The organism is Chromohalobacter sp., from assembly GCF_039830575.1.
Lineage (GTDB): Bacteria > Pseudomonadota > Gammaproteobacteria > Pseudomonadales > Halomonadaceae > Chromohalobacter > Chromohalobacter israelensis.
Genome location: NZ_JBDOOX010000014.1, coordinates 93650 through 113197 on the forward strand (window position 1 = coordinate 93650; position 19548 = coordinate 113197).

Here is a 19548-nt window from a genome sequence, read left to right on the forward strand (position 1 = left end):
CGCACCCGGTATCGGCATAGCGGGACCGGCGCCCACCTGACGCATGGCACCTAGTCCATCATCGTATCGGGAAGAAACAGCACGATATCGGGAAAGACGATCAACAGCCCGATGGCCGCGATCATCACCAGCCAGAACGGCATGACACCCTTGAAGATGTCGCGCAGCGGCACGTTGGGTGCCACGGACTTGACGATGAAGACGTTCACGCCCACCGGCGGGCTGATGAGCCCCATTTCCAGTGTCAGTACCACCAGCACGCCGAACCAGATGGGATCGAAACCCAACTGGGTGATGACCGGGAAGAAGATCGGCATGGTCAGCACCAGCATCGCGAACCCTTCCAGGAAGCAGCCCAGCACCAGGTAGCAGGCCAGTATCAACAGCAGGACGCCATACGGCCCGATATCCAGGGCCATCAGGAAATCGCCCAGGGCCTGCGGGATATGGCTCAAGGCCAGAAAGGGGTTGAGCATGTGCGCGGCGATCAGAATCAGCATCACGGTCGCCGTGGTGGTGATGGAGCTTTGTGCCGCCCGCCAGAAGGAAGCCAGGGTCAGCTTGCGCATGGCGGCACCGAACAGGATCGTCAGGCCGGCGCCCACGGCGGCGGCTTCCACGGGAGAGAAGATGCCCGAGTAAATGCCGCCGATCGTCAGCAGGATGATGATCAGGATCGGCATCGCGCCCAGCAGCCCCTGCTGCTTCTCGCGCCATGACGTCTTGGGACCGGAGGGCGCGAGAACCGGCTTGATGGTGGCCAGCAGCATGATCAGGAGCACGAACAGCAGACACAGCATGATCCCGGGCAACACGCCCGCCAGGAACAGGCGGCCGATGGACTGCTGCGTCAAGATGGCGTAGATCACGAAGCCGGTGGAAGGAGGAATGAGGATCCCCAGCGTCCCCCCGGCCGCCACCGAGCCCGTGGACAGCTTGGCGCTGTAGTTGAAACGCTCCATCTCGCTCAGCGAGACGCGTCCCATGGTCAGTGCCGACGCCACGGAGGAGCCGCAGAGCGCGGCGAAGCCGGCACACCCCACCACCGTGGCCGACGCCAGACCGCCCCGCACCGAGCCGATGAGCGCATAGGCAGCATCATAAAGCTTGCGGCTCATGCCCGCCTCGGTGGCGATATTGCCCATCAAGATGAACAAGGGAATGACGATCAGCTCGGCGTTCGAGGCGATGGTAAAGGTTTCGCTGGCCAACAGGCTCAAGGCGGAATTGAGGCTGTCGAGCACGGTGATTCCCCCGAAGCCCACCACGAAGATCGCGAAGGCCACGGGAATTCGCAGTACCAGAAGCGCCAACAGCGCCAGGATGCCCAGGGCACCCACCAGCTCGGTACTCATAAGTCCTCTTCCTTTTGCAAAGACGCGTGCCGGTGGGATGACGTCAATGACGTCGAAACGATGCGCGCCAGCATGGAAAGTGCCGTCAAGAAGGCAAAGAACGCCACGATGTATTGGAACGGTGCCTTGGGGATCGCGATGATGTTGGTGCTCAGGTTGAGCAGCTTCGACATTTCCGCCGCGCCGAGCATCGTGTAGCCGATCGCCGTGAAGATGGCACACCCCAGGACCCAGCCCGCCATATCCAGCCAACGATTCATCCGCGCGGGAAACTTGTCTTCGAAGATATCCACGGCGATGTTGCCGCCCTGCCGGTCACAGAGGGCCATGCCACCGAACACGATGATGACCATGGTCATTTGCGACAGGTCCTGACCGCCCGGCAAGGGGGCGCCGAACAGGCGCCCCGTGACATCGATCAAGGTCACCGATACTGCAAAGATCAGCGCCAGGGTGCCGAGGATGCTGGACAGGTTCACCAGCCCATCCAGCGTGCGGGTCACCCGCGTGCGAAAGCGACTCATCGGGAATTCACTCCCCACGCATGGCGTCTAGCACGTCATTGGTGCCCTTTTCCGCCAGACGCTGCTCGCGGAAGTCATCAGCAATGCGCTCGAACGCGGCGATTTCTTCCGGGTCAAGCTCGATCACCTCGTTGTCGGCATCCTCGCGAATGGCCTTCAGGGTTTCGTTGGCACGCGCATTCCAGCCTTGTTCTCCGCTGCGGGAGAGTTTTTCGCCACTGTTGTCGTCGATGGCTTGCTGGAATTCGGCGGAAAGGCTGTCGTATTTGTTCTGGTTCATGGCCAGATAAAACATGATGTGGCCCAGGGGAGCTCCCACCGAATAGACATTGGCCACTTCATCGAGCTTGAAGTCGTTGACGGCACTGGCGCCGGTCACCAGGCCATCGATGAGACCGGTTTGCAGCGAGTTGTAAATCTCGCCGGCGGGCATTTGCACGGGCGTGCCGCCGTAGGCATCGATCAGTGCCGCCGTCATTTCTCCCGAGACACGAATCTTGAGTCCTTCGAGATCTTCGGGCGTGCGGATTTCTTCATCTTTCATGATGAAAATGTTCGGCTCGCTGACCCAGAGCGCCAGCGGCTTGGTGCCGGGAAACTCACTCTTCAACTGGCCTTCATAGGCATTCCAGAGCATGTCGTAGCCATGCATGTCGTCGGGAATGGCACCGGGCATTTCCACGACCATCGATTTCTTGAATTGCGACGAGGTGTACCCCGGCAATCCCCAGACGATGTCCGCCACCCCTTGCAGCACGCGCGGGTATTGTTCCGTGGGGCCGGAACCCAGCTCGCCTCCCGGATAAACCTTGATTTCCAGCTCTCCGTTCGTCTGCTTCTCGACACCCTCCTTGAGGGGATAAACGACGGCACTGTTGACGACATGTGCCGGCGATACGAAGTGTGCAAGCTTCAAGGTTTCAGCGGCGCTCACGCCGGCATTGGCGGCCAGTGCCACGCCAGCGGTCAGGGTTAATAGGGCACGGCTTTTTAACGTTTTCATTCCGGCGTCTCCCGACTTTTATTAAACTTTCGTCTTATTTTATTCTCCGGTTTCCCACGAGGATGCATAAAGAAACGGAGCCTGAAAGCACCGTACCCGGCCCTCAGTCACGGCAACAAATTCAAATCGCGTGCTTGGGTATACGTTTTTGCTATCCCGGTCACGCCCGGGTAGACGAGGAGGGGTCGGCCATGCGCTCCCCAAGCGTCAGCAAGATGTCCTTGAGGACTTTCAAGGCCTGGGTCGGGGAGTCGTCGGCACGTGTGGTGATGCCGATCGGGCGGAGCGTGCCCGTCAGCTTGATGGGAAGCAGCGCCAGCTGGCCGCTCTGGACTTCGAAGAACACCTGATGGGGCGAGACCAGCGTCACGCGGTCGCTGTCGAGCAGCAGGGTGCGAATCGTGCTGAGATTGCCGGACTCCACCACGACCGAAGGCGGTTGCAGGCCGGCACTGCGAAACTCCTGCTCGAAACTCACGCGCGCCGGCGTGCCCTGCCGGGGGGCGATCCATTGCGCATCGAGCAGATCGCTCAATTGCAGCGCGGCGTGCTTCATCAGGGGATGACCGTGGCGTGCCGCGACGGCGAGGCGATCATGGAAGAGACGCTGCTGATGCGTGTCCTCGCTGGTACCCGCCTGGCGCAGCGCACCGATGAGGATATCGATCTCGCCATGACGCAGCGACTCGAACAGGGCGTCGTAGGTGCCCTCGATGATCGTCACGTTCAGGCCCGGCAATTCACGCAACAAGGCATCCACGGCATGCGGCACCAGTAGCGAGCTGGAAAGCGGCAAGGTACCGATCACCACGCGACCCCGCACCTCGCCCTGCCAGGCGGAGAGGTCATCGCTGACCAGGGACAGCTCGCGCAAGGCCATCTTGGCATGACGAATCAGCACCGCACCGCCATCGGTGGCCAGCATGCCGCGTTGCGTGCGCAGGAACAGCGCGATGCCCAGCAGGCGTTCCAGGTCGCGCAGATTGCCGCTGACCGCCGGCTGGGTCAGTCCCAGGCGTTTGGCCGCCAGGGGCTCGTTATGCAGGTCGGCGACGGCCACCAGCACCGTCAACTGACGATGCGACAAGCGCTGCGGGAGGCGCTCGAAATTGCCCTCGGGGTGCAGACGTGCCAGCGCGGTCTCGGCCTCGATCAACTGCTGCAAGGCACGCCGGAAGCGATGCAGGACTATCTTCCCCGCCGTGGTGCATAACATGCCGCTGCGATGGCGCTCGAACAGCGCCAGGCCGAGCTCCTTTTCCAGGTCACGCACCGCCCGTGTCACGGCGGGTTGCGACAGATGCAATGCCTCGGCCGCCCGCATCACGCTGCCCGCCTCGGCCACGGCGATGACCGCACGCAAGCGCCGCATGTTGGGTGCGTAATCGAATGCCTCGCGATGCAGTTCGGTCATGGCTGACCTCTTCGACATGAATCTGCGTCCAGCATGCCGCATGGCGGCGCCGCGCGATATGCCATAAAGGGAGCATGGCCATCCGCGCCGTGGCGGGGATCGGCGCATAAGCAAAACGCATATTGACGCCAGCGAAAAACATTATTCGCGTTTCGGGCAAGCTGACAGGATGAAACCATCGTCTTCAACGGTAGGTTATCGCTCATGACTGTCGCGTCTTCTTCTCCCGCTGGCCTGGTGGTCAGCGCACACTCGGCGGATTTCGTATGGCGGGCCGGTGGCGCCATCGCCCTGCACGCCCGGCAGGGCTATGCCATGCATATCGTCTGCCTGTCGTTCGGCGAACGGGGCGAATCCGCCAAGCTGTGGCGCCAGGGCAACATGAGCGAGGAAAAGGTCAAGGCGGCCCGCCGCGAGGAAGCCGAAGCCGCCGCCGCGGCCTTGGGGGCCAGCGTCGAGTTCTTCGATATCGGCGACTACCCCATGCGCGCCGACAAGGAAACGCTGTTCCGGCTCGTCGAGGTCTATCGCCGCGTGCAGCCCGAGTTCGTGCTCACGCATTCGCTCAAGGATCCCTACAACTACGATCACCCGCTCGCCACCGACCTCGCCCAGGAAGCCCGCATCATCGCCCAGGCGGAAGGCCACAATCCCGGCGAGACCATCGTCGGCGCCCCGCCCGTCTACTGCTTCGAGCCGCACCAGCCGGAGCAATGCCAGTGGCGCCCCGACGTGCTGCTCGACATCACCGAGGTGTGGGACGACAAGTACCGCGCGATTCAGTGCATGGCCGGCCAGGAACACCTGTGGGAATACTACACCCGCGTCGCCCTGCAGCGTGGCGTGCAGGCCAAGCGCAACATCGGCATCACCGCGAACAAGAACATCCAGTATGCCGAGGGCTATCAAAGCATCTTTCCCCGCGTCACGGAGAATCTGGCATGACGACCTCGCTGGAAACGCCCGGTATCGTCGTACGCGACATTCCCCGGGCCAAGCGCGAACACATCGATGCCCTCGGCGAAGAGGGCGTCGCCACCGTGCATGAAGCCCAGGGCCGCAAGGGACTGCTCGACCCCGCGATCCGCCCCATTCAGCAGGATCGCGGCATCAGCGGCTCGGCGGTGACCGTGCTGGTCTCGCCCGGCGACAACTGGATGTTCCACGTCGCCGTGGAGCAGTGCCAGCCCGGCGACATCCTCGTGGTGGCCACGCGCTCGCCCTGCGTCGACGGCTATTTCGGCGATCTGCTGGCCACCTCGCTGCAGGCCCGCGGCGTGCGCGGCCTGGTCCTCGACGGCGGCGTGCGCGACACTCGCATCCTGCGCGAAATGGGCTTCGCCGTCTGGTCGCGCGCCGTGCATGCCCAGGGCACCGTCAAGGAGACCCTGGGCTCGGTGAACATTCCCGTCGTCTGCGCCGGCCAGTGGGTCAACCCCGGCGATATCATCGTCGCCGACGACGACGGCGTGGTCGTGGTGCGTCGCGACGAGGCCGACGGCGTGGTCGCCGCCAGCCGCAAGCGCGCCGCCGCCGAGGAAGACAAGCGCGTGCGCCTGGCCAATGGCGAACTGGGCCTCGACATCTACGACATGCGCCAGCGACTGGCCGACAAGGGGCTGACCTATTACGACGACCCGCAGGCGCTGGCACGTGCCATGGAGTCCTCGTCATGAGCCAGACGCGCATCCCGTGTCTGCAGATGCGCGGCGGCACCTCGAAGGGGCTGTACTTCCTCGCCGAGGACCTCCCCCGCGACACCGCCCGGCGCGATGCGGTATTGCTCGCCGCGATGGGCTCGCCCGATGCGCGTCAGATCGACGGCCTGGGCGGGGCGACCTCGCTGACCAGCAAGGTCGCAATCGTCGACCGCCCGACCCGGGACGACGTGGATGTGGATTATCTTTTCGCCCAGGTCGTCGTCGACGCCCCGCGCGTCGACTATGGCCAGAACTGCGGCAACATCCTCGCCGGCGTCGGCCCCTTCGCCATCGAGCGCGGCTGGGTGACGGCATGCGACGGCACGACGCCGGTACGCGTGCACATGGTCAACACCGGCCAGGTGGCGATCATCCATGTCCCGACCCCCGGCGGTAGCGTCGCGTACGCCGGCGACGCCCAGATTTCCGGCGTGCCGGGCAGCGCCGCCCCCTTGATCGTCGAATTCCAGGATACCGCCGGCTCGAGCTGTGGCGCCCTGCTGCCCACCGACCACCCCCGCGACACCGTCGAGGGCATCGACGTGACCTGTCTCGACAACGGCATGCCGGTGGTCCTGCTGCGTGCCGAAGATCTCGGCGTCAGCGGTCACGAAAGCTGCGCCGACCTGGAGGCCAATACCGCGCTGCGTGAACGCCTCGAACGCATCCGCCTGGCGGTGGGGCCGCGCATGAATCTGGGCGACGTCAGCGAACGCACCGTGCCCAAGATGACCCTGATCGCCGCGCCTCGGCATGGAGGCAGCCTCGCCACGCGCTCGTTCATTCCGCATCGCTGCCACGAGGCCATCGGCGTACTCGGTGCGGTCAGCGTGGCCAGCAGCTGCCTGGTACCGGGCACCGTGGCCGACGGGCTGGCGGTGCTGAACGAGGGACCGACACAGCGCCTGTCGATCGAGCACCCGACCGGCGAGTTCACCGTCGAGTTGACCCGTGACGCGGACGGCGAGATCGTCCGCGCGGGACTGCTGCGCACCGCCCGACTGCTCTTCGAAGGCCACTTGCATGTGCCGCGTGCCGTCTGGAATGGCGACACCGCGGCCCACTCCAACGGAGCCGCTTCATGACATCCGTACCGCTATTGCCGCTGCCGGGCCTGCTGTGCGACGACGCCGTCTGGACCGAGGTGCGCGAACATCTCGTCGCCCCTACGCTGCCCACGCCCGACTACGGCATGGCCGATTCCATCGGTGCCATGGCCGACATTGCCTTGCAAGACGCGCCCGAGCGCTTCATCGCGGTGGGCCATTCCATGGGTGGCCGCGTCGCCCTCGAGATCCAGCGACGCGCACCGCAGCGTCTCGCGGGCCTGGCGCTGCTGGATACCGGCTTCCGCGGTCGGGCGGCGGGAGAAGCGGGCCAGCGCGAACGCGAAAACCGTCACGCGCTGCTGGCCAAGGCCCGCCAGGACGGGATGCGCGCGATGGGCGGCACCTGGCTGCAAGGCATGGTGCACCCCGAACGGCTCGACGACGAAACACTCGTCGAGGCGATCCTGGCGATGATCGAGCGCAAGGATCCCGACACCTTCGCCGCCCAGATCGACGCGCTGCTGGCCCGTCCGGACGCTACCGAGCAACTGGCCGGCATCGCCTGCCCGACCCTGCTGCTGTGCGGACGCCAGGATGCCTGGAGTCCGCTGGAACGCCACGAGGAAATGGCGGGGCTGATTCCCGGCAGCCGTCTCGAGGTCATCGAGGAGGCCGGCCACATGAGTCCCATGGAGCGCCCCGCCGCCGTCGCCCGGGCGCTCGACCACTGGAGAAACCACGCATGACCGCCTTGTCCCACGAAGCCCGAGCGGCCATCGAACAGGCCTGCACCCGCCTGGTCCTCGATGCCGCCGCCGCCACCGACCGTCAGGACTATGCCGGCCTCGTGGCGCTTTTCACGCCGGACGGCCAGCTGTTTCGGCCCACCGCTCCCGAGGAACCGCTCGCCGGGCGCGACGCGATCCTGGCAAGCTACCAGGCACGCCCGGCACAGCGCATCACGCGGCATTTCTGCAGCAACATCCGTGTCCAGGTGGAAAGCGCCGAGCGCGCGCGGATCAGCACCTACGTGCAAGTCTTCGCCGCCGATACCCAGCACGCGCCGGACGGCCACTTCGGCTGGCCGTTGGCGGGGCGCACCATGATCGGTGAATTCGACGACCTGTGCGTCCTCGATCAGGGTGCCTGGCGCTTTGCCGAGCGCCACGCACGTTTCGTCATGCATCGCGATGGCTGACGCCATGCGTCACCTCACCAGCCACCACACAATAGAAAAGGAAAAACACGCCATGTCGGATGCACAAGAGCGCTGGGGCATTCCCGGCACCTATGTCTTCGACCTTGCGCTCTCGCGACAAGGGTATGCCATCAACAAGATGTGCAACTCGCTCAAGTTCGACGAGAACCGCGAGGCCTTCAAGGCCGACGAAGAAGCCTACATGGAACGCTACGGCCTGTCGGAAGAACAGAAACAGGCCGTTCGCGAGCGTGACTGGCTGCGCCTGACCCAGCTCGGCGGCAACCTGTTCTTCTTCCTCAAGCTCGGCGCCACCCTGGGCTACGGCCTCTACACCATCGGCGCGCAGATGCGCGGCGAGAGCTACGAACAGTTCATGTCCACCCGCAACGTGCCAGGAGCAACCTGATGGGCAAGATCGTCGCCGGTATCGGCTCCTCCCATGTGCCCTCCATCGGGCGCGCCTACGACCAGAAAAAACAGGCCGATCCCGCCTGGCAGCCCCTCTTCGACGGTTACGAGCCCGTCAAGCGCTGGCTGGCCGAGGAGGTCAAGGCCGATGTCGTCATCCTGGTCTACAACGATCATGGCACCGAGTTCTTTCTCGACCGCTATCCCACCTTCGCGCTGGGTGTGGCCGACAGCTACGAAGTGGCCGACGAAGGCTACGGCAAGCGCCCCTTGCCGGACTTCCCCGGGGATGCCGCCTTTTCCGAGCATCTCGCCAACCATCTGGTCGCCGACGAGTTCGACCTGACCCTGTGCCAGGAAATGGCCCTGGACCATGGCTTCCTCACCGCCATGCCCCTGCTCTGGGATCACGACGACACCGCCTGGCCGGTCAAGGTCGTGCCGCTGCTGGTCAACGTCATCCAGCACCCTCTGCCCACCGGCCAGCGCTGCTTCAAGCTGGGAGAGGCCATTCGGCGCGCCGTCGAGGCCTACCCCGAGGACACGCGCGTCGTGGTGGTCGGCACCGGCGGCCTCTCGCACCAGCTCAATGGCGAGCGTTTCGGACACATCAACGAAGAGTGGGACAAGCAGTGGCTGCAGCGCATTCAGGACGAACCCCGCGAGCTTGCCGCCCTGTCGCACAAGGAAGTGATGACGGCGGCCGGCGCCGAGGGCGGTGAAGTCATCATGTGGTTCGTGATGCGCGGCGCCATGACCGAACGCGTCGAGGAAGTGCACCGCTTCTACTACGCCCCGATGACCACGGGCATCGGTCTGCTCGCGCTCAACAACAGCGACTGACCTTCCGCTCTCGCACGAGGTATCGAAGATGGCACGTATCATCGGCGGACTCGCCGTTTCCCACACCCCGACCATCGGCTTCGCCGTCGACCATGAAAAACAGCAGGAGGCCGCCTGGGCACCGATCTTCGAAAGCTTCGCGCCGATGACGCAGTGGCTGCAGGACAAGCGCCCCGACGTGCTCTTCTACATCTTCAACGACCACGTGACGTCGTTTTTCTTCGACCACTATTCCGCCTTCGCGCTGGGGGTCGACGACCATTACGCGGTCGCCGACGAAGGCGGCGGACCGCGTGACCTGCCCGCCATCGGCGGACACGCGGCGCTCTCGCGGCATATCGGCGAGAGCCTGATGGCCGACGAGTTCGACATGGCGTTCTTTCAGGACAAGCCGCTCGATCACGGGCTGTTCTCGCCGATGTCGGCCCTGCTGCCGTTCGAGGAGGGCTGGCCGGTCGAGGTCGTGCCCCTGCAGGTGGGCGTCCTGCAATTCCCGATCCCCAGCGCGGCGCGTTGCTACAAGCTGGGGCAGGCACTGCGCCGCGCCATTGAAAGCTACCCGGATGATCTCGACGTCGCCATCGTCGCCACCGGCGGCGTTTCGCACCAGGTGCACGGCGAACGCGCCGGCTTCAACAACCCGGAGTGGGATGCGCAGTTCCTCGACCTGCTGATCGACGATCCCCAGCAGCTCACCCAGATGACCCAGGCGGAGTTCGCCACCCTGGGCGGCCTGGAAGGCTCGGAAGTGATCACCTACCTGATCATGCGCGGCGCGTTGTCCCACTCCGTGATCAAGCGCCACCAGGATTATTACCTGCCGTCGATGACCGGCATCGCCACGTTGATTCTCGAGAATCAGGCGCGGCCCAACCCCGTCGACCTGAGCGAGCGCTATCGCCAGCACAGCCGTCATCAACTGGCCGGCATCGAGGCGCTGGAAGGTACCTACCCCTTCACGCTCGAGCGCAGCCGCAAGGGCTATCGCATCAACCGTTTCCTGCATCGGCTGATCGAGCCCGACTGGCGCGAGCGCTTTCTCGCCGACCCTGAAGCGTTGTTCGACGAGGCGGCTCTCAGCGAGGAGGAACGCCGCTTGATCCGCGAGCGCGATTGGCGGGGCATGATCCACTACGGCGTCATCTTTTTCCTGCTGGAGAAACTCGGTGCCGTCATCGGCACGTCCAATCTCCATATCTACGCTGCCATGCGCGGCGAGAGCCTGGAGGAGTTCCAGAAGACCCGCAATCAACAGGTCACTTACTCGGTGGCCCGCCGCCAGGGTTCCGGTGACGCATCCTCTGCCGAGACTTGATAAGCTGTCGCTTTATTTCATTACCACCCGGGAACGTTCGATGGTTCACAAAAAGGCAATTGCGTATTCCGTCTCATTCGCCGCGTTCCTGGGCCCTTTTACGCAAACCGTCTACGTTCCCATTCTCCCCGAGCTGCAGGACACCCTGGCCACCAGCCAACTGCTGATCAATGCCAGCATCTCGGTGTTCACCTTCATCATCGCCTTCATGCAGATTCTCTACGGTCCGCTGACCGACACCTGGGGGCGCAAGAAGGTGCTGCTGCCCGGCATCGCCCTCTATGTCGGGGCCTCGATCGGCTGCTTCTACGCCGACCACATCGCGTCATTGCTCTTCTTTCGCGTGTTCCAGGCGGTGGGCATCGCGACGGGGTCGGTGGTCGCCGTGACCGTCATCGGCGACCTTTTCCGGGATGAGGAACGCCTCAAGGCCATGGGGACCTTTCAGATGATGGTCGCCCTCGGCCCCGTCGTCGGCCCGGTGGCGGGGGGCTTCATCGCCGACCAGCTGGATTATCATTACGTCTTTTTGGCGCTGGCCGTCGCCGGGGCGCTGATCGGCATTCTCAATCTGGCATTGCTCCGGGAGACCAAGCCTGCCGGCCCCGCGCGCAGGATCGACATGGCCGAATACGCACGCATCGCGCGCGACCGGCAGGGACTGACCATCGGCATTCTGGGTTTCGTGCAGTTCTACATTTACTACAATTTCCTGGTCTATCTGCCGGTGATACTCGATCAGGGCTACACGCTCTCCGTGGCCCAGAAGGGGCTGATGTTCCTGCCGCTTTCCGTCGCCTTGATGCTGGGAAGCTTCCTGAGCAGTCGTGTTCAGAAACGTCTGTCGACGGAAAGCCTGCTGGTGATCACCGCCTTGTTGTGTGCCGTCGATGTGATGGCTTTCCTCGTGACGTCGATGCATTCGCTGGCGTCGCTCATCGCGACCACCTGCCTCTTCGGCCTGCTGCTCGGGCTGTCGCTGCCCGCCCAGACCGCACTGCTGACGCGCGTCTTCGTCACCCACCGCGCCACCGCAGTGGGGCTCTACAACTTCTTCCGCTTCATGGGCATGGCCTGCGGCCCGTTTCTCGGTGCCCTGCTCTTCGACCTTGGCGGGCTCACACTGCTGTTCAGCATCGCCGCCCTGCTGTTTCTGCTCATCGCCCTGCTCGCCCATCGCAACCTCATGCCCGTCCGCCGCGCCCGGGCATGAGTGCATTGCCAATCACCGGCCATTCACGCCTAGAATGAGAGGACATGGCCCGCGCCTGACGCGGGCGCCGCTCCATGCGAGACGCTCACCGACAACAGGAGTCCTCCCATGTCATTGACGCCGTCCAACATGATCGCGCTGGGCTCACCGCTACCGGCGTTTCGGCTTCCCGATGCCGAGGGCCGGGAGGTCGACAGCGCGGATTTCGCCGGGCGTCCGGTCCTGGTCGCGTTCATCTGCAATCACTGCCCCTTCGTCAAGCACATCGCGGATGCCTTCGCCGATTTCGCCCGCGAGTATCAGGCCAGGGGGCTGACGGTGGTCGCCATCAACAGCAACGACTTCCACGCCCATCCGGACGACAGCCCCGAGCGCATGCGCGAGGAAATCGACGCGCGCGGCTATACCTTTCACTACCTGGTGGATGAAAGCCAGGATGTCGCCCGCGCCTTCGAGGCGGCCTGCACTCCGGATTTCTTTCTCTTCGACCACGAGCACCGGCTGGCCTATCGAGGGCAGTTCGACGCCAGCCGCCCCAGCAAGGAGACGCCGGTCACCGGGGAGGACCTGCGCGCCGCCGCCGATGCGGTGCTCGCCGACCGCGCACCGGCAGCGCAGCAGACGCCGTCCATGGGCTGCAACATCAAATGGAAGTGAGTGATGTCCAGCATGCGCGGGAACGGATCGCCGAGGCCCTCGCGCCGACACCGCTGTTGCTCGACCCGACGCTGTCCGAGCGGCTGGGACGGCGCGTATGGCTCAAGGTCGAGTCATTTCAGCATACCGGCTCCTTCAAGGCGCGCGGTGCGCTGAACTGGCTGCGCACCGCCGGCGACGAGGAACTCGCCGGCGGGCTGGGCGCCGTGTCCGCCGGCAACCACGCCCTGGCGCTGGCCTGGGCGGCACGCCGGACAGGCGTCCCCGTGACCATCGTGATGCCCGAGAATGCCAGCCCCTTCAAGGTGGAGGGCAGTCGCGCGCTGGGCGCGGAGGTCATCCTGCACGGCGACATCAACGCGGCCTGGGCCTTGATGCACCGATTGGTCGAGGAGCGCGGCCTGACGATGGTGCACCCCTACGACGATCCGCGCATCATCGCCGGCCAGGGCACGCTGGGCCTCGAGAGTCTCGAGCAGGCGCCGGACGCCCAGGCGATTCTCTGTCCCGTCGGTGGCGGCGGCCTGATCGGGGGCATCGGCGTGGCATCTTCGGCGTGGCGGCCCGAGCTCTCGCTGATCGGCGTGGAGCCCCGCGGAGCGGCGAGCATGGCGCATGCCTGGTCCCAGGGCGGCCCCGCCAGGCTCGACGGTGTCGCCAGCTGCGCCAAGAGTCTCGCTGCCGCCATCGTCGGCGAGCACACCTACCCGCTCAGTCGCCGGCACGTCACCGAGCTCGTCGCGGTGGACGAGGACGCCATCCACCGCGCCATGCGCCACTTGCTCTACCAGGCCAAGCTGGTCGTCGAGCCCGGCGCGGCCGTGGGGGTGGCCGCTCTGCTCGAAGGTGGCGCCACGCTGCCCTCGCATGGCGATGTCGTCGTGGTGGTGACCGGGGGCAACCTGGGAGGCGAAGAACTGGCCGAATTCCTGTAGGGCGTCGGCGACGGCTCATCCCCCGCCCGGCATCATGCGTCGGCGACGCCACGTCGTATGGCGATTTCCGCGAACGCTTGGTAATCGCGCTCGCTGAAGAAGCACAGTGTCACCCGGAGATCATGGGTCGCCAGTGCGTCATGCAGCGTATCGATCACGATATGGGCGGCATCGTCGAAGGGGTAACCGTAGACGCCGGTGGAAATCGCGGGGAAGGCAATGCGTCGGCACCCCGTCTCGGCCGCCAGCGCCACGGCATTGCGATAGCAGTTGGCCAGCAGGTGGGATTTATCGCGCGTCTTGGCGTAGACCGGGCCCACGGTGTGAATGACATAGCGGGCCGGCAGCCCGAATCCCTCGGTCAGCGCGACCTCGCCGTCCGGCAGGCCATCGGGCCAGTGCGTCTCGCGCAGCGCGCGGCAGGCCCGCTTGAGCGCGGGTCCCGCCGCGCGATGGATGGCGCCATCCACGCCACCGCCGCCCATCAAGGAATGATTGGCCGCGTTGACGATGGCATCGACATCGAGGCGGGTAATGTCGCCGCTCACCACGTCGACACGCCCCGCCCATAGCGTCAGGGACATGAGCCTCTCCTCCATCGGACCATGTCCCTAGCCTAGCAGTTGGCTCAGAAGTCGAAGAACACCGTCTCCCCTTCGCCCTGCAGCCGGATATCGAAGCGATAGCGCACCTTGCCTTCGCTCTCTTCGCGCTTGGCGATCAAGGTCTGACGGCGCGTGGGGGATTCCACCGCATTGAGCACCGGGCAAGCCGCGTTGGCCTCGGCTTCGTCCTCGAAGTACAGCCGTGTGTGCAATTGCATGTTGATGCCGCGCGCGAACACGGCGAGCGTGACGTGCGGTGCCATCATGCGTCCGTCGCGACGCGTGACCTGGCCCGGCTTGATGGTGTGGAAGCACCACTCGCCATCGTTTTCCACCGTGGTCGCGGTGCGTCCGAAACTGTTGAACGGCGCCTGCAGGTCGAACTCGCACTGATAGTGTCCCTGGGCATCGGCCTGCCAGGCTTCCAGCAAGGCATCGCGCACCAGATCGCCGTTGCCGTCGATGACCCGCCCTACCAGCTCGATGGGCTGTCCTTCGGCCTGCGGCGATGCCAGACGGTTCCAGATCTCCTCCTCGCGCGGCGGCAGGCCGGCGATATCCAGGGCCAGGCCGATGTGCACATAGGGACCGGCCGTCTGCGACGCGGTTTCGCGCAGCATGAGCGCGGCGCAGGGCTGGGAATTCGGCTGTTGCATGGTTTACCCCTGATTCTCGAAATAGGTTTGCAGTTCACCGCGAACGACCAGGTCGAAACGGTAGGCCAGGCAATCCATCGAGCGGCTGCGCGCCATGTCGAGACGACCGACCATGGTCTCGACGGCTTCGGGATCGCGCAGGGTCTGCACGATGGGGCACAGCGGAATCAGCGGGTCGCCCTCGAAGTACATCTGGGTGATCAGGCGCGTGGAGATCGACGGTCCCATCACCGAGACGTGGATGTGCGCCGGCCGCCAGCTGTTGATGTCGTTGGGCCAGGGGTAGGGGCCGGGCTTGATGGTGCGGAAACGGTACCAGCCCTCGTCGTCGCTCAGGCAGCGTCCCACGCCGCCGAAATTGGGATCGAGCGGTGCCAGGTAGCCATCCTTCTTGTGACGGTAACGGCCGCCGGCGTTGGCCTGCCACATTTCCACCAGGGTGTTGGGCACCGGCTTGCCGAACTGATCGACGACGCGTCCGAACAGCAGGATGCGTTCGCCGATGGGCAGCCCCGCCCGGGCCTCGTCGTCGGCGCGGAAGTTGAGCAGCAGGTCGTTGTCGTGCGGGCCCATGCGCAGGCGCGTGAAATCCGGGCCGGCAAGCTCCGAGACACTCGGCGTCTGCAGACTGACGTAGGCCTGGCTGGGAGAGCGCGCCACCGTCGTCTTGTAGCCCGGCGCATAGGCCGGGGGGTGCCAGTTACGGTCGCGCTCGACGAAGCGCTTGTTATCGTTGAGAGGCATGCGAGTCTCCTGATCGAAAGGACCGCGGCGCCAGCGAACGCCGCGATGACATGCCTCATTGTCCGCGCTGGGCCCCGGCTGCCAATTGAAATGCCTGCCCGCCCCCATAACCCCATGGCTATATCGGCCAAAGGTCTATGCGACGAAAGCACGAACCATCTCGGCTCCGGATTACGTTCCCTCGGGGCTGTCCGCGCGCTCGGCGACGCTCGCGTGCAGGCATTCGCGCAGGATCTCGACACCGTCACTGGGCGGCAGAGCGATGTTGGTGCACAGGCCCACCGAACCGCCGCGCGATTCGAGGCGCACGGGGAGCCGCCGCAGGCGACCCTCGTGCATGTCGTCACGCACGGCATCCAGCGGCGCCACCCAGACGGCATCGCTGCGCATGGCGTAGCGACGGCTCAGCGGCAACGACAGGGTTTCCAGCGCGATGCGCGGCGGCGTACCGCCTCGCTCGACCCAGAAGCGCTCGACCTGATCGCGCAGGGTGGTCGACGTCGGCGGAACGATCCAGGGATAAGCGCCGAGCTCCTCGTCGACCCGCACCTTGGATGCCAGCAGGGGATGATCGACGCGCACGGCCAGCACCAGCGGCTCGTAGTACAGATGCTCGAACTGCAGGCCGCGGATCTCGCGCGCTTCGCTCATGCGCCCCGCCACCGCGTCCAGCTCGCCGGCCCGCAGGCGCGACAGCAAGTACGCGCTGGGGCCGGTGACGACGTGCACCCGCAAGGCCGGCGCGCGGCGGTGCAAGCGATGCAGCGCCAGCGGCAGCAGCCCTTCCTCGACGGTCGACAGCGCGCCCATGCGCACCACGGTATCGTGCTGGGCCGCGTCGCGAACCGCTTGAAAGCCCTCCCCGAGGCTGCGCAGCGCCGGGCCCGCGTGGCGCAGCAGCGTCTGTCCCGCGGCGGTCAGCGTGGCCCCCTGCGGGCTGCGCTCGAACAGCGTGGCGTCGAGCATCTCCTCGAGCTCGCGGATCGTCTTGGACATCGCCGGCTGGGTGATGGAGAGCGCCTGCGCCGCCTTGGCCAGGCTCTGCAGACGCGCGACCTCCTGAAACGCCATCAAATGGCGCAGCTTGACGCGAGCGCTCAGCATCGCAGTGTCCTCACGGGTGGCGGGCGCGGACCCGGCGCGTGCGCCGTCATCTCGCGCCTCGCCCGGGTCAGCCTCGATGCATCGAGGATACCAGCCGCCGCGCGGTACCGGCCACGGCGCAGTCCAGCCAAACGATCAGCGGGCGCAGGCACCATCCCGCAGGGACAGCGCCTGCTCGTATACCGCTCGTGCGTTGTCGATGCCGCGTTCCTCCAGGCGTTCGAGGTAGCGCTCGGTGCCACGCTTCAAGGGGCCTGACCACTGCGGATCGTTCAGGGGATCCTCGACGTGGTGGATGGTGTCGCCCTGCTCGCGTGCCTGCGCCTTGCCTTCGCTATCGAGTCGATAGAAGACCTCGCCCGCCTTCTCTGCCCAGCCCATGCCGGTATTGGCATCGATGGCCTCGCGTGCTTCCGGCGACAGCGCCTCGTAGGCATCGCGATTCATGGTCGCCATCAAGGCGCCCGTGTAGTAGGGAATATCCAGGTGATAGCTGGCCAGTTCGTTGACCTGGAAGACCTTCATGGCTTCCCAGGGAAGGCTCAGACCATCGATCACGCCACGCTGCAGCGAGGTGTAGATGTCCGGTGCCGGCATGCCCACCGGGTCGGCCCCCATGCTTTCCAGCATGTCGCTGGAGACTTCGCTGGGCGTGCGGATGCGCAGGCCCTCGAGATCCGCCGGCGTTTGCACCTCCGTGTCGCGTGTGTGCAGCGGTGCCGGACCAGTCGTGAACAGGAACAGCAGATGGGAGTCGGCGTATTCGTCCCCCAACGCCCCTTCATCGTAAAGCGACTGCAGGATACAGGCGCCTTGCGGTGCACTGGCCGATACCCCCGGCAACTGCACGATCTCGGTGAGCGGAAAGCGCCCCGCCGTATAGCCCTGCAGCGTGACGGTGATATCGGCGACGCCGTTGACGACGCCCTCGTAGGCGCTGCTGGCCTTGCTCAGTGTCTGCGAGGGATAGATTTCCACCTCGAGCGCACCATTCGCGTCTTGCGTGACCTGATCGGCCCAGGCCTTGATCAAGTCCTGATTGACGGCGGACTGCGCCGGCCATAGATGGCCCAGGCGCAACGTGGTGTCGGCGTGAACGCCGGTGGCGGCGGTGAGGCCGAGCCCCAGCAGGCAATAGGAGATGGCGTGCTTCATGGTGATACCTCGTTATCATTGTTGGATGTTCACTGACATGGCGCTCGTCGAACGCCCAAGCCCTCAGGGCTCGATGGTCGTTGTCGGCACCTCGATCACGCGCGGCCGATCATCGGCAAGGGCCGCTTTCAGGGCTGCCTCGAAGGCTTCCCGGGACGCCGCCTGCTCGGCCTCGACGCCATAGCCCTCGGCCAGGGCACAGAAGTCGAGACCGGGCACGTCGAGACCAGGCGAATCCTCCGCGTCCAGCAGACGGGAGAACCAGCGCAGGGCACCGTAGGTGCCGTTCTTCAAGATCACGAAGACCACCGGAATGCGATATTGCGCGGCGCTCCACAGCGCGGTGATGGCGTAATTTGCCGAGCCGTCGCCGATCACCCCGATCACCCGGCGTTCGGGGCAGGCCAGCTGCACGCCGACGGCCGCCGGCAAGCCGAAGCCCAGCCCGCCGGCGGCGGGAAAGAAGTAACTGCCCGGGTGGCGCATTTCCACGCGCTCCCAAAACGCCGTGACCGTCGAGGTGGATTCCTTGACGTAGATCGCGTCCTCCGGCGCCATCGCGTTCATGACGTCGAACACCGTCTCCGGTGTCAGCATCCCCTCGGGGTCGACCTGCGGCTCGGGGTCGGCTTGCGGCTCGGGACGCGCCCGACCGCTTTGCCGGACACGCGGCACCAGCAGGTCCAGCATGGCGTGGATGTCACCCACCAGGGCATCGCCCATGGGCGCCCGCGCGGCCTCCTGCATGTCGCAGGTCAGGTGAACCAGTTCGGCGCCATCGGGCAGGTAACGCCCCGGTGCGTACTGGTGATACCGGAAGACCGGCGCACCGATGACGACGATGAGATCGTGACCGTCGAGGCGGTCCGAAATCCCCTGGATCGCCGCCGGCAGGACACCACGAAAGCAGGCATGACGCGTCGGGAAAGGACAGCGCGAGGCCGACGGCGCCACCCAGGCCGGCGCATTCAGGCGCTCGGCCAAGGCCACCGCCAGGGCATTGGCGCCATAGGCGTCCACATCCGGCCCCAGCACCAGCACCGGATTGCGGGCCGCGTTCAGGCGCTCGGCGAGCGCCTCGACCTGGGCCTCGGCGGGTTGCGCGGCGCTCGCCACCTGACGGGCGCTGAGCAGCGCGGCATCGTCATCGACCGCGTGCCCCCAGTCATCGTGGGGAATCGACACGTAAACCGGACCGCGCGCCGGCAGGCAGGCCGTGTGGATCGCCTGGCTCAGGGCCCGTGGCACGTCCTCGGGACACGCCGGCTCGTAGCTCCACTTGACCAGGGGGCGGGGCAGTTGCGGCGCATCGACATTGGCCAGCATCGATTCCACGCCGATCATCGAACGGGCCTGCTGTCCCGCGGTCAGCACCAGCGGCGAATGCGAATACCAGGCGTTGGTCAAGGCGCCCATGGCATTGCCGGAGCCGGCGGCGGCATGCAGGTTGACCAGCGCCGGCGCCCCGCTGGCCAATGCGAAACCGTCCGCCATGCCGACGACCACACCTTCGTGAAGACCGAGAATATAACGAAAATCGGCAGGAAAATTCTTGAGGAAAGGCAACTCATTGGAGCCGGGATTTCCGAAAACTGTCGTCATCCCCTGACGCCGCAACAAGTCATAAGTCGCAGAATGAACGGTTGGCATAACCACCTCGAAACGTC

At 65.4% G+C, this 19548-nt stretch carries 21 protein-coding genes; 11 read left to right on the forward strand and 10 right to left on the reverse strand.

The genetic code is table 11. From position 1 onward, the window contains the following. Nucleotides 1-50: 50 nt before the first annotated feature. The 4 genes from ABGX75_RS14300 to ABGX75_RS14315 all read right to left on the reverse strand — a co-directional run bounded on the left by ABGX75_RS14300 (nt 51) and on the right by ABGX75_RS14315 (nt 4296). On the reverse strand, nt 51-1355 hold the full coding sequence (locus ABGX75_RS14300) for a TRAP transporter large permease (RefSeq protein ID WP_011505642.1): 1305 nt from the start codon (nt 1353-1355) through the stop codon (nt 51-53). Beyond that, nucleotides 1352-1879, reverse strand: a complete 528-nt coding sequence (locus tag ABGX75_RS14305) for a TRAP transporter small permease (RefSeq protein ID WP_011505641.1) — start codon at nt 1877-1879, stop codon at nt 1352-1354. The genes ABGX75_RS14300 and ABGX75_RS14305 overlap by 4 nt, the downstream gene beginning before the upstream one ends. A 7-nt stretch (nt 1880-1886) precedes the next feature. Beyond that, nucleotides 1887-2882 carry a TRAP transporter substrate-binding protein gene (locus ABGX75_RS14310; protein ID WP_179152589.1) on the reverse strand — a complete coding sequence of 332 codons (996 nt, stop codon included), beginning with the start codon at nt 2880-2882 and terminating at the stop codon, nt 1887-1889. Nucleotides 2883-3042: 160 nt separating this feature from the next. Then, nucleotides 3043-4296, reverse strand: a complete 1254-nt coding sequence (locus tag ABGX75_RS14315) for a LysR family transcriptional regulator (protein ID WP_110060841.1) — start codon at nt 4294-4296, stop codon at nt 3043-3045. Nucleotides 4297-4500: 204 nt separating this feature from the next. Here ABGX75_RS14315 and galB point away from each other — a divergent pair, with 204 nt between their 5' ends. The 11 genes from galB to ABGX75_RS14370 all read left to right on the forward strand — a co-directional run bounded on the left by galB (nt 4501) and on the right by ABGX75_RS14370 (nt 13617). After that, a complete protein-coding gene (gene galB, locus ABGX75_RS14320) occupies nt 4501-5241 on the forward strand; it encodes a 4-oxalmesaconate hydratase (protein WP_011505638.1) in 741 nt (246 codons plus the stop codon). Then, nucleotides 5238-5972 carry a 4-carboxy-4-hydroxy-2-oxoadipate aldolase/oxaloacetate decarboxylase gene (locus tag ABGX75_RS14325; RefSeq protein ID WP_110060842.1) on the forward strand — a complete coding sequence of 245 codons (735 nt, stop codon included), beginning with the start codon at nt 5238-5240 and terminating at the stop codon, nt 5970-5972. Before galB ends, ABGX75_RS14325 begins: the two co-directional genes overlap by 4 nt. Continuing rightward, a complete protein-coding gene (locus ABGX75_RS14330) occupies nt 5969-7081 on the forward strand; it encodes a 4-oxalomesaconate tautomerase (protein WP_110060843.1) in 1113 nt (370 codons plus the stop codon). Before ABGX75_RS14325 ends, ABGX75_RS14330 begins: the two co-directional genes overlap by 4 nt. Then, nucleotides 7078-7791, forward strand: a complete 714-nt coding sequence (locus ABGX75_RS14335; RefSeq protein WP_011505635.1) for an alpha/beta fold hydrolase — start codon at nt 7078-7080, stop codon at nt 7789-7791. The genes ABGX75_RS14330 and ABGX75_RS14335 overlap by 4 nt, the downstream gene beginning before the upstream one ends. After that, complete coding sequence (locus ABGX75_RS14340) at nt 7788-8243, forward strand: nuclear transport factor 2 family protein (RefSeq protein WP_110060844.1); 456 nt, start codon at nt 7788-7790, stop codon at nt 8241-8243. The genes ABGX75_RS14335 and ABGX75_RS14340 overlap by 4 nt, the downstream gene beginning before the upstream one ends. Before the next feature lie 52 nt (nt 8244-8295). Beyond that, entirely contained in the window at nt 8296-8652 is a 357-nt protein-coding gene (locus ABGX75_RS14345) for an extradiol ring-cleavage dioxygenase LigAB, LigA subunit (RefSeq protein WP_011505633.1), read from the forward strand. After that, nucleotides 8652-9497 (forward strand): class III extradiol dioxygenase family protein, encoded by an 846-nt coding sequence (locus ABGX75_RS14350; protein WP_011505632.1) that lies wholly within the window; start codon nt 8652-8654, stop codon nt 9495-9497. The genes ABGX75_RS14345 and ABGX75_RS14350 overlap by 1 nt, the downstream gene beginning before the upstream one ends. Before the next feature lie 28 nt (nt 9498-9525). Next, nucleotides 9526-10812: a gallate dioxygenase gene (locus ABGX75_RS14355; RefSeq protein WP_347411058.1), complete on the forward strand. Its 1287-nt coding sequence runs from the start codon at nt 9526-9528 to the stop codon at nt 10810-10812. Nucleotides 10813-10852: 40 nt separating this feature from the next. Continuing rightward, nucleotides 10853-12025 (forward strand): MFS transporter, encoded by a 1173-nt coding sequence (locus tag ABGX75_RS14360; protein WP_347411059.1) that lies wholly within the window; start codon nt 10853-10855, stop codon nt 12023-12025. Nucleotides 12026-12133: 108 nt separating this feature from the next. Next, complete coding sequence (locus ABGX75_RS14365; RefSeq protein WP_179152582.1) at nt 12134-12682, forward strand: thioredoxin family protein; 549 nt, start codon at nt 12134-12136, stop codon at nt 12680-12682. Then, complete coding sequence (locus tag ABGX75_RS14370; protein WP_181396242.1) at nt 12673-13617, forward strand: threonine/serine dehydratase; 945 nt, start codon at nt 12673-12675, stop codon at nt 13615-13617. The genes ABGX75_RS14365 and ABGX75_RS14370 overlap by 10 nt, the downstream gene beginning before the upstream one ends. Before the next feature lie 32 nt (nt 13618-13649). Here ABGX75_RS14370 and ABGX75_RS14375 read toward each other — a convergent pair whose 3' ends face one another. From ABGX75_RS14375 to mdlC, 6 genes are all read right to left on the reverse strand, one after another. Then, on the reverse strand, nt 13650-14201 hold the full coding sequence (locus ABGX75_RS14375; protein WP_110060849.1) for an O-acetyl-ADP-ribose deacetylase: 552 nt from the start codon (nt 14199-14201) through the stop codon (nt 13650-13652). A gap of 44 nt (nt 14202-14245) precedes the next feature. Next, nucleotides 14246-14878 carry a protocatechuate 3,4-dioxygenase subunit alpha gene (gene pcaG / locus ABGX75_RS14380; protein ID WP_110060850.1) on the reverse strand — a complete coding sequence of 211 codons (633 nt, stop codon included), beginning with the start codon at nt 14876-14878 and terminating at the stop codon, nt 14246-14248. 3 nt (nt 14879-14881) lie between these two features. Continuing rightward, nucleotides 14882-15622, reverse strand: a complete 741-nt coding sequence (gene pcaH / locus ABGX75_RS14385; protein ID WP_011505620.1) for a protocatechuate 3,4-dioxygenase subunit beta — start codon at nt 15620-15622, stop codon at nt 14882-14884. A gap of 171 nt (nt 15623-15793) precedes the next feature. Next, complete coding sequence (pcaQ, locus tag ABGX75_RS14390) at nt 15794-16726, reverse strand: pca operon transcription factor PcaQ (RefSeq protein WP_347411060.1); 933 nt, start codon at nt 16724-16726, stop codon at nt 15794-15796. A gap of 135 nt (nt 16727-16861) precedes the next feature. Next, complete coding sequence (locus ABGX75_RS14395; RefSeq protein ID WP_110060852.1) at nt 16862-17881, reverse strand: TRAP transporter substrate-binding protein; 1020 nt, start codon at nt 17879-17881, stop codon at nt 16862-16864. Nucleotides 17882-17944: 63 nt separating this feature from the next. Continuing rightward, entirely contained in the window at nt 17945-19531 is a 1587-nt protein-coding gene (mdlC, locus tag ABGX75_RS14400; protein WP_110060853.1) for a benzoylformate decarboxylase, read from the reverse strand. Nucleotides 19532-19548 lie beyond the last annotated feature (17 nt).

Bases quoted from the DNA above. Each gene is read 5' to 3' on its own strand.
- ABGX75_RS14300 (WP_011505642.1), bottom strand. From the start codon at position 1,355: ATGAGTACCGAGCTGGTGGGTGCCCTGGGCATCCTGGCGCTGTTGGCG.
- ABGX75_RS14305 (WP_011505641.1), bottom strand. From the start codon at position 1,879: ATGAGTCGCTTTCGCACGCGGGTGACCCGCACGCTGGATGGGCTGGTG.
- ABGX75_RS14310 (WP_179152589.1), bottom strand. From the start codon at position 2,882: ATGAAAACGTTAAAAAGCCGTGCCCTATTAACCCTGACCGCTGGCGTG.
- ABGX75_RS14315 (WP_110060841.1), bottom strand. From the start codon at position 4,296: ATGACCGAACTGCATCGCGAGGCATTCGATTACGCACCCAACATGCGG.
- galB (WP_011505638.1), top strand. From the start codon at position 4,501: ATGACTGTCGCGTCTTCTTCTCCCGCTGGCCTGGTGGTCAGCGCACAC.
- ABGX75_RS14325 (WP_110060842.1), top strand. From the start codon at position 5,238: ATGACGACCTCGCTGGAAACGCCCGGTATCGTCGTACGCGACATTCCC.
- ABGX75_RS14330 (WP_110060843.1), top strand. From the start codon at position 5,969: ATGAGCCAGACGCGCATCCCGTGTCTGCAGATGCGCGGCGGCACCTCG.
- ABGX75_RS14335 (WP_011505635.1), top strand. From the start codon at position 7,078: ATGACATCCGTACCGCTATTGCCGCTGCCGGGCCTGCTGTGCGACGAC.
- ABGX75_RS14340 (WP_110060844.1), top strand. From the start codon at position 7,788: ATGACCGCCTTGTCCCACGAAGCCCGAGCGGCCATCGAACAGGCCTGC.
- ABGX75_RS14345 (WP_011505633.1), top strand. From the start codon at position 8,296: ATGTCGGATGCACAAGAGCGCTGGGGCATTCCCGGCACCTATGTCTTC.
- ABGX75_RS14350 (WP_011505632.1), top strand. From the start codon at position 8,652: ATGGGCAAGATCGTCGCCGGTATCGGCTCCTCCCATGTGCCCTCCATC.
- ABGX75_RS14355 (WP_347411058.1), top strand. From the start codon at position 9,526: ATGGCACGTATCATCGGCGGACTCGCCGTTTCCCACACCCCGACCATC.
- ABGX75_RS14360 (WP_347411059.1), top strand. From the start codon at position 10,853: ATGGTTCACAAAAAGGCAATTGCGTATTCCGTCTCATTCGCCGCGTTC.
- ABGX75_RS14365 (WP_179152582.1), top strand. From the start codon at position 12,134: ATGTCATTGACGCCGTCCAACATGATCGCGCTGGGCTCACCGCTACCG.
- ABGX75_RS14370 (WP_181396242.1), top strand. From the start codon at position 12,673: ATGGAAGTGAGTGATGTCCAGCATGCGCGGGAACGGATCGCCGAGGCC.
- ABGX75_RS14375 (WP_110060849.1), bottom strand. From the start codon at position 14,201: ATGTCCCTGACGCTATGGGCGGGGCGTGTCGACGTGGTGAGCGGCGAC.
- pcaG (WP_110060850.1), bottom strand. From the start codon at position 14,878: ATGCAACAGCCGAATTCCCAGCCCTGCGCCGCGCTCATGCTGCGCGAA.
- pcaH (WP_011505620.1), bottom strand. From the start codon at position 15,622: ATGCCTCTCAACGATAACAAGCGCTTCGTCGAGCGCGACCGTAACTGG.
- pcaQ (WP_347411060.1), bottom strand. From the start codon at position 16,726: ATGCTGAGCGCTCGCGTCAAGCTGCGCCATTTGATGGCGTTTCAGGAG.
- ABGX75_RS14395 (WP_110060852.1), bottom strand. From the start codon at position 17,881: ATGAAGCACGCCATCTCCTATTGCCTGCTGGGGCTCGGCCTCACCGCC.
- mdlC (WP_110060853.1), bottom strand. From the start codon at position 19,531: ATGCCAACCGTTCATTCTGCGACTTATGACTTGTTGCGGCGTCAGGGG.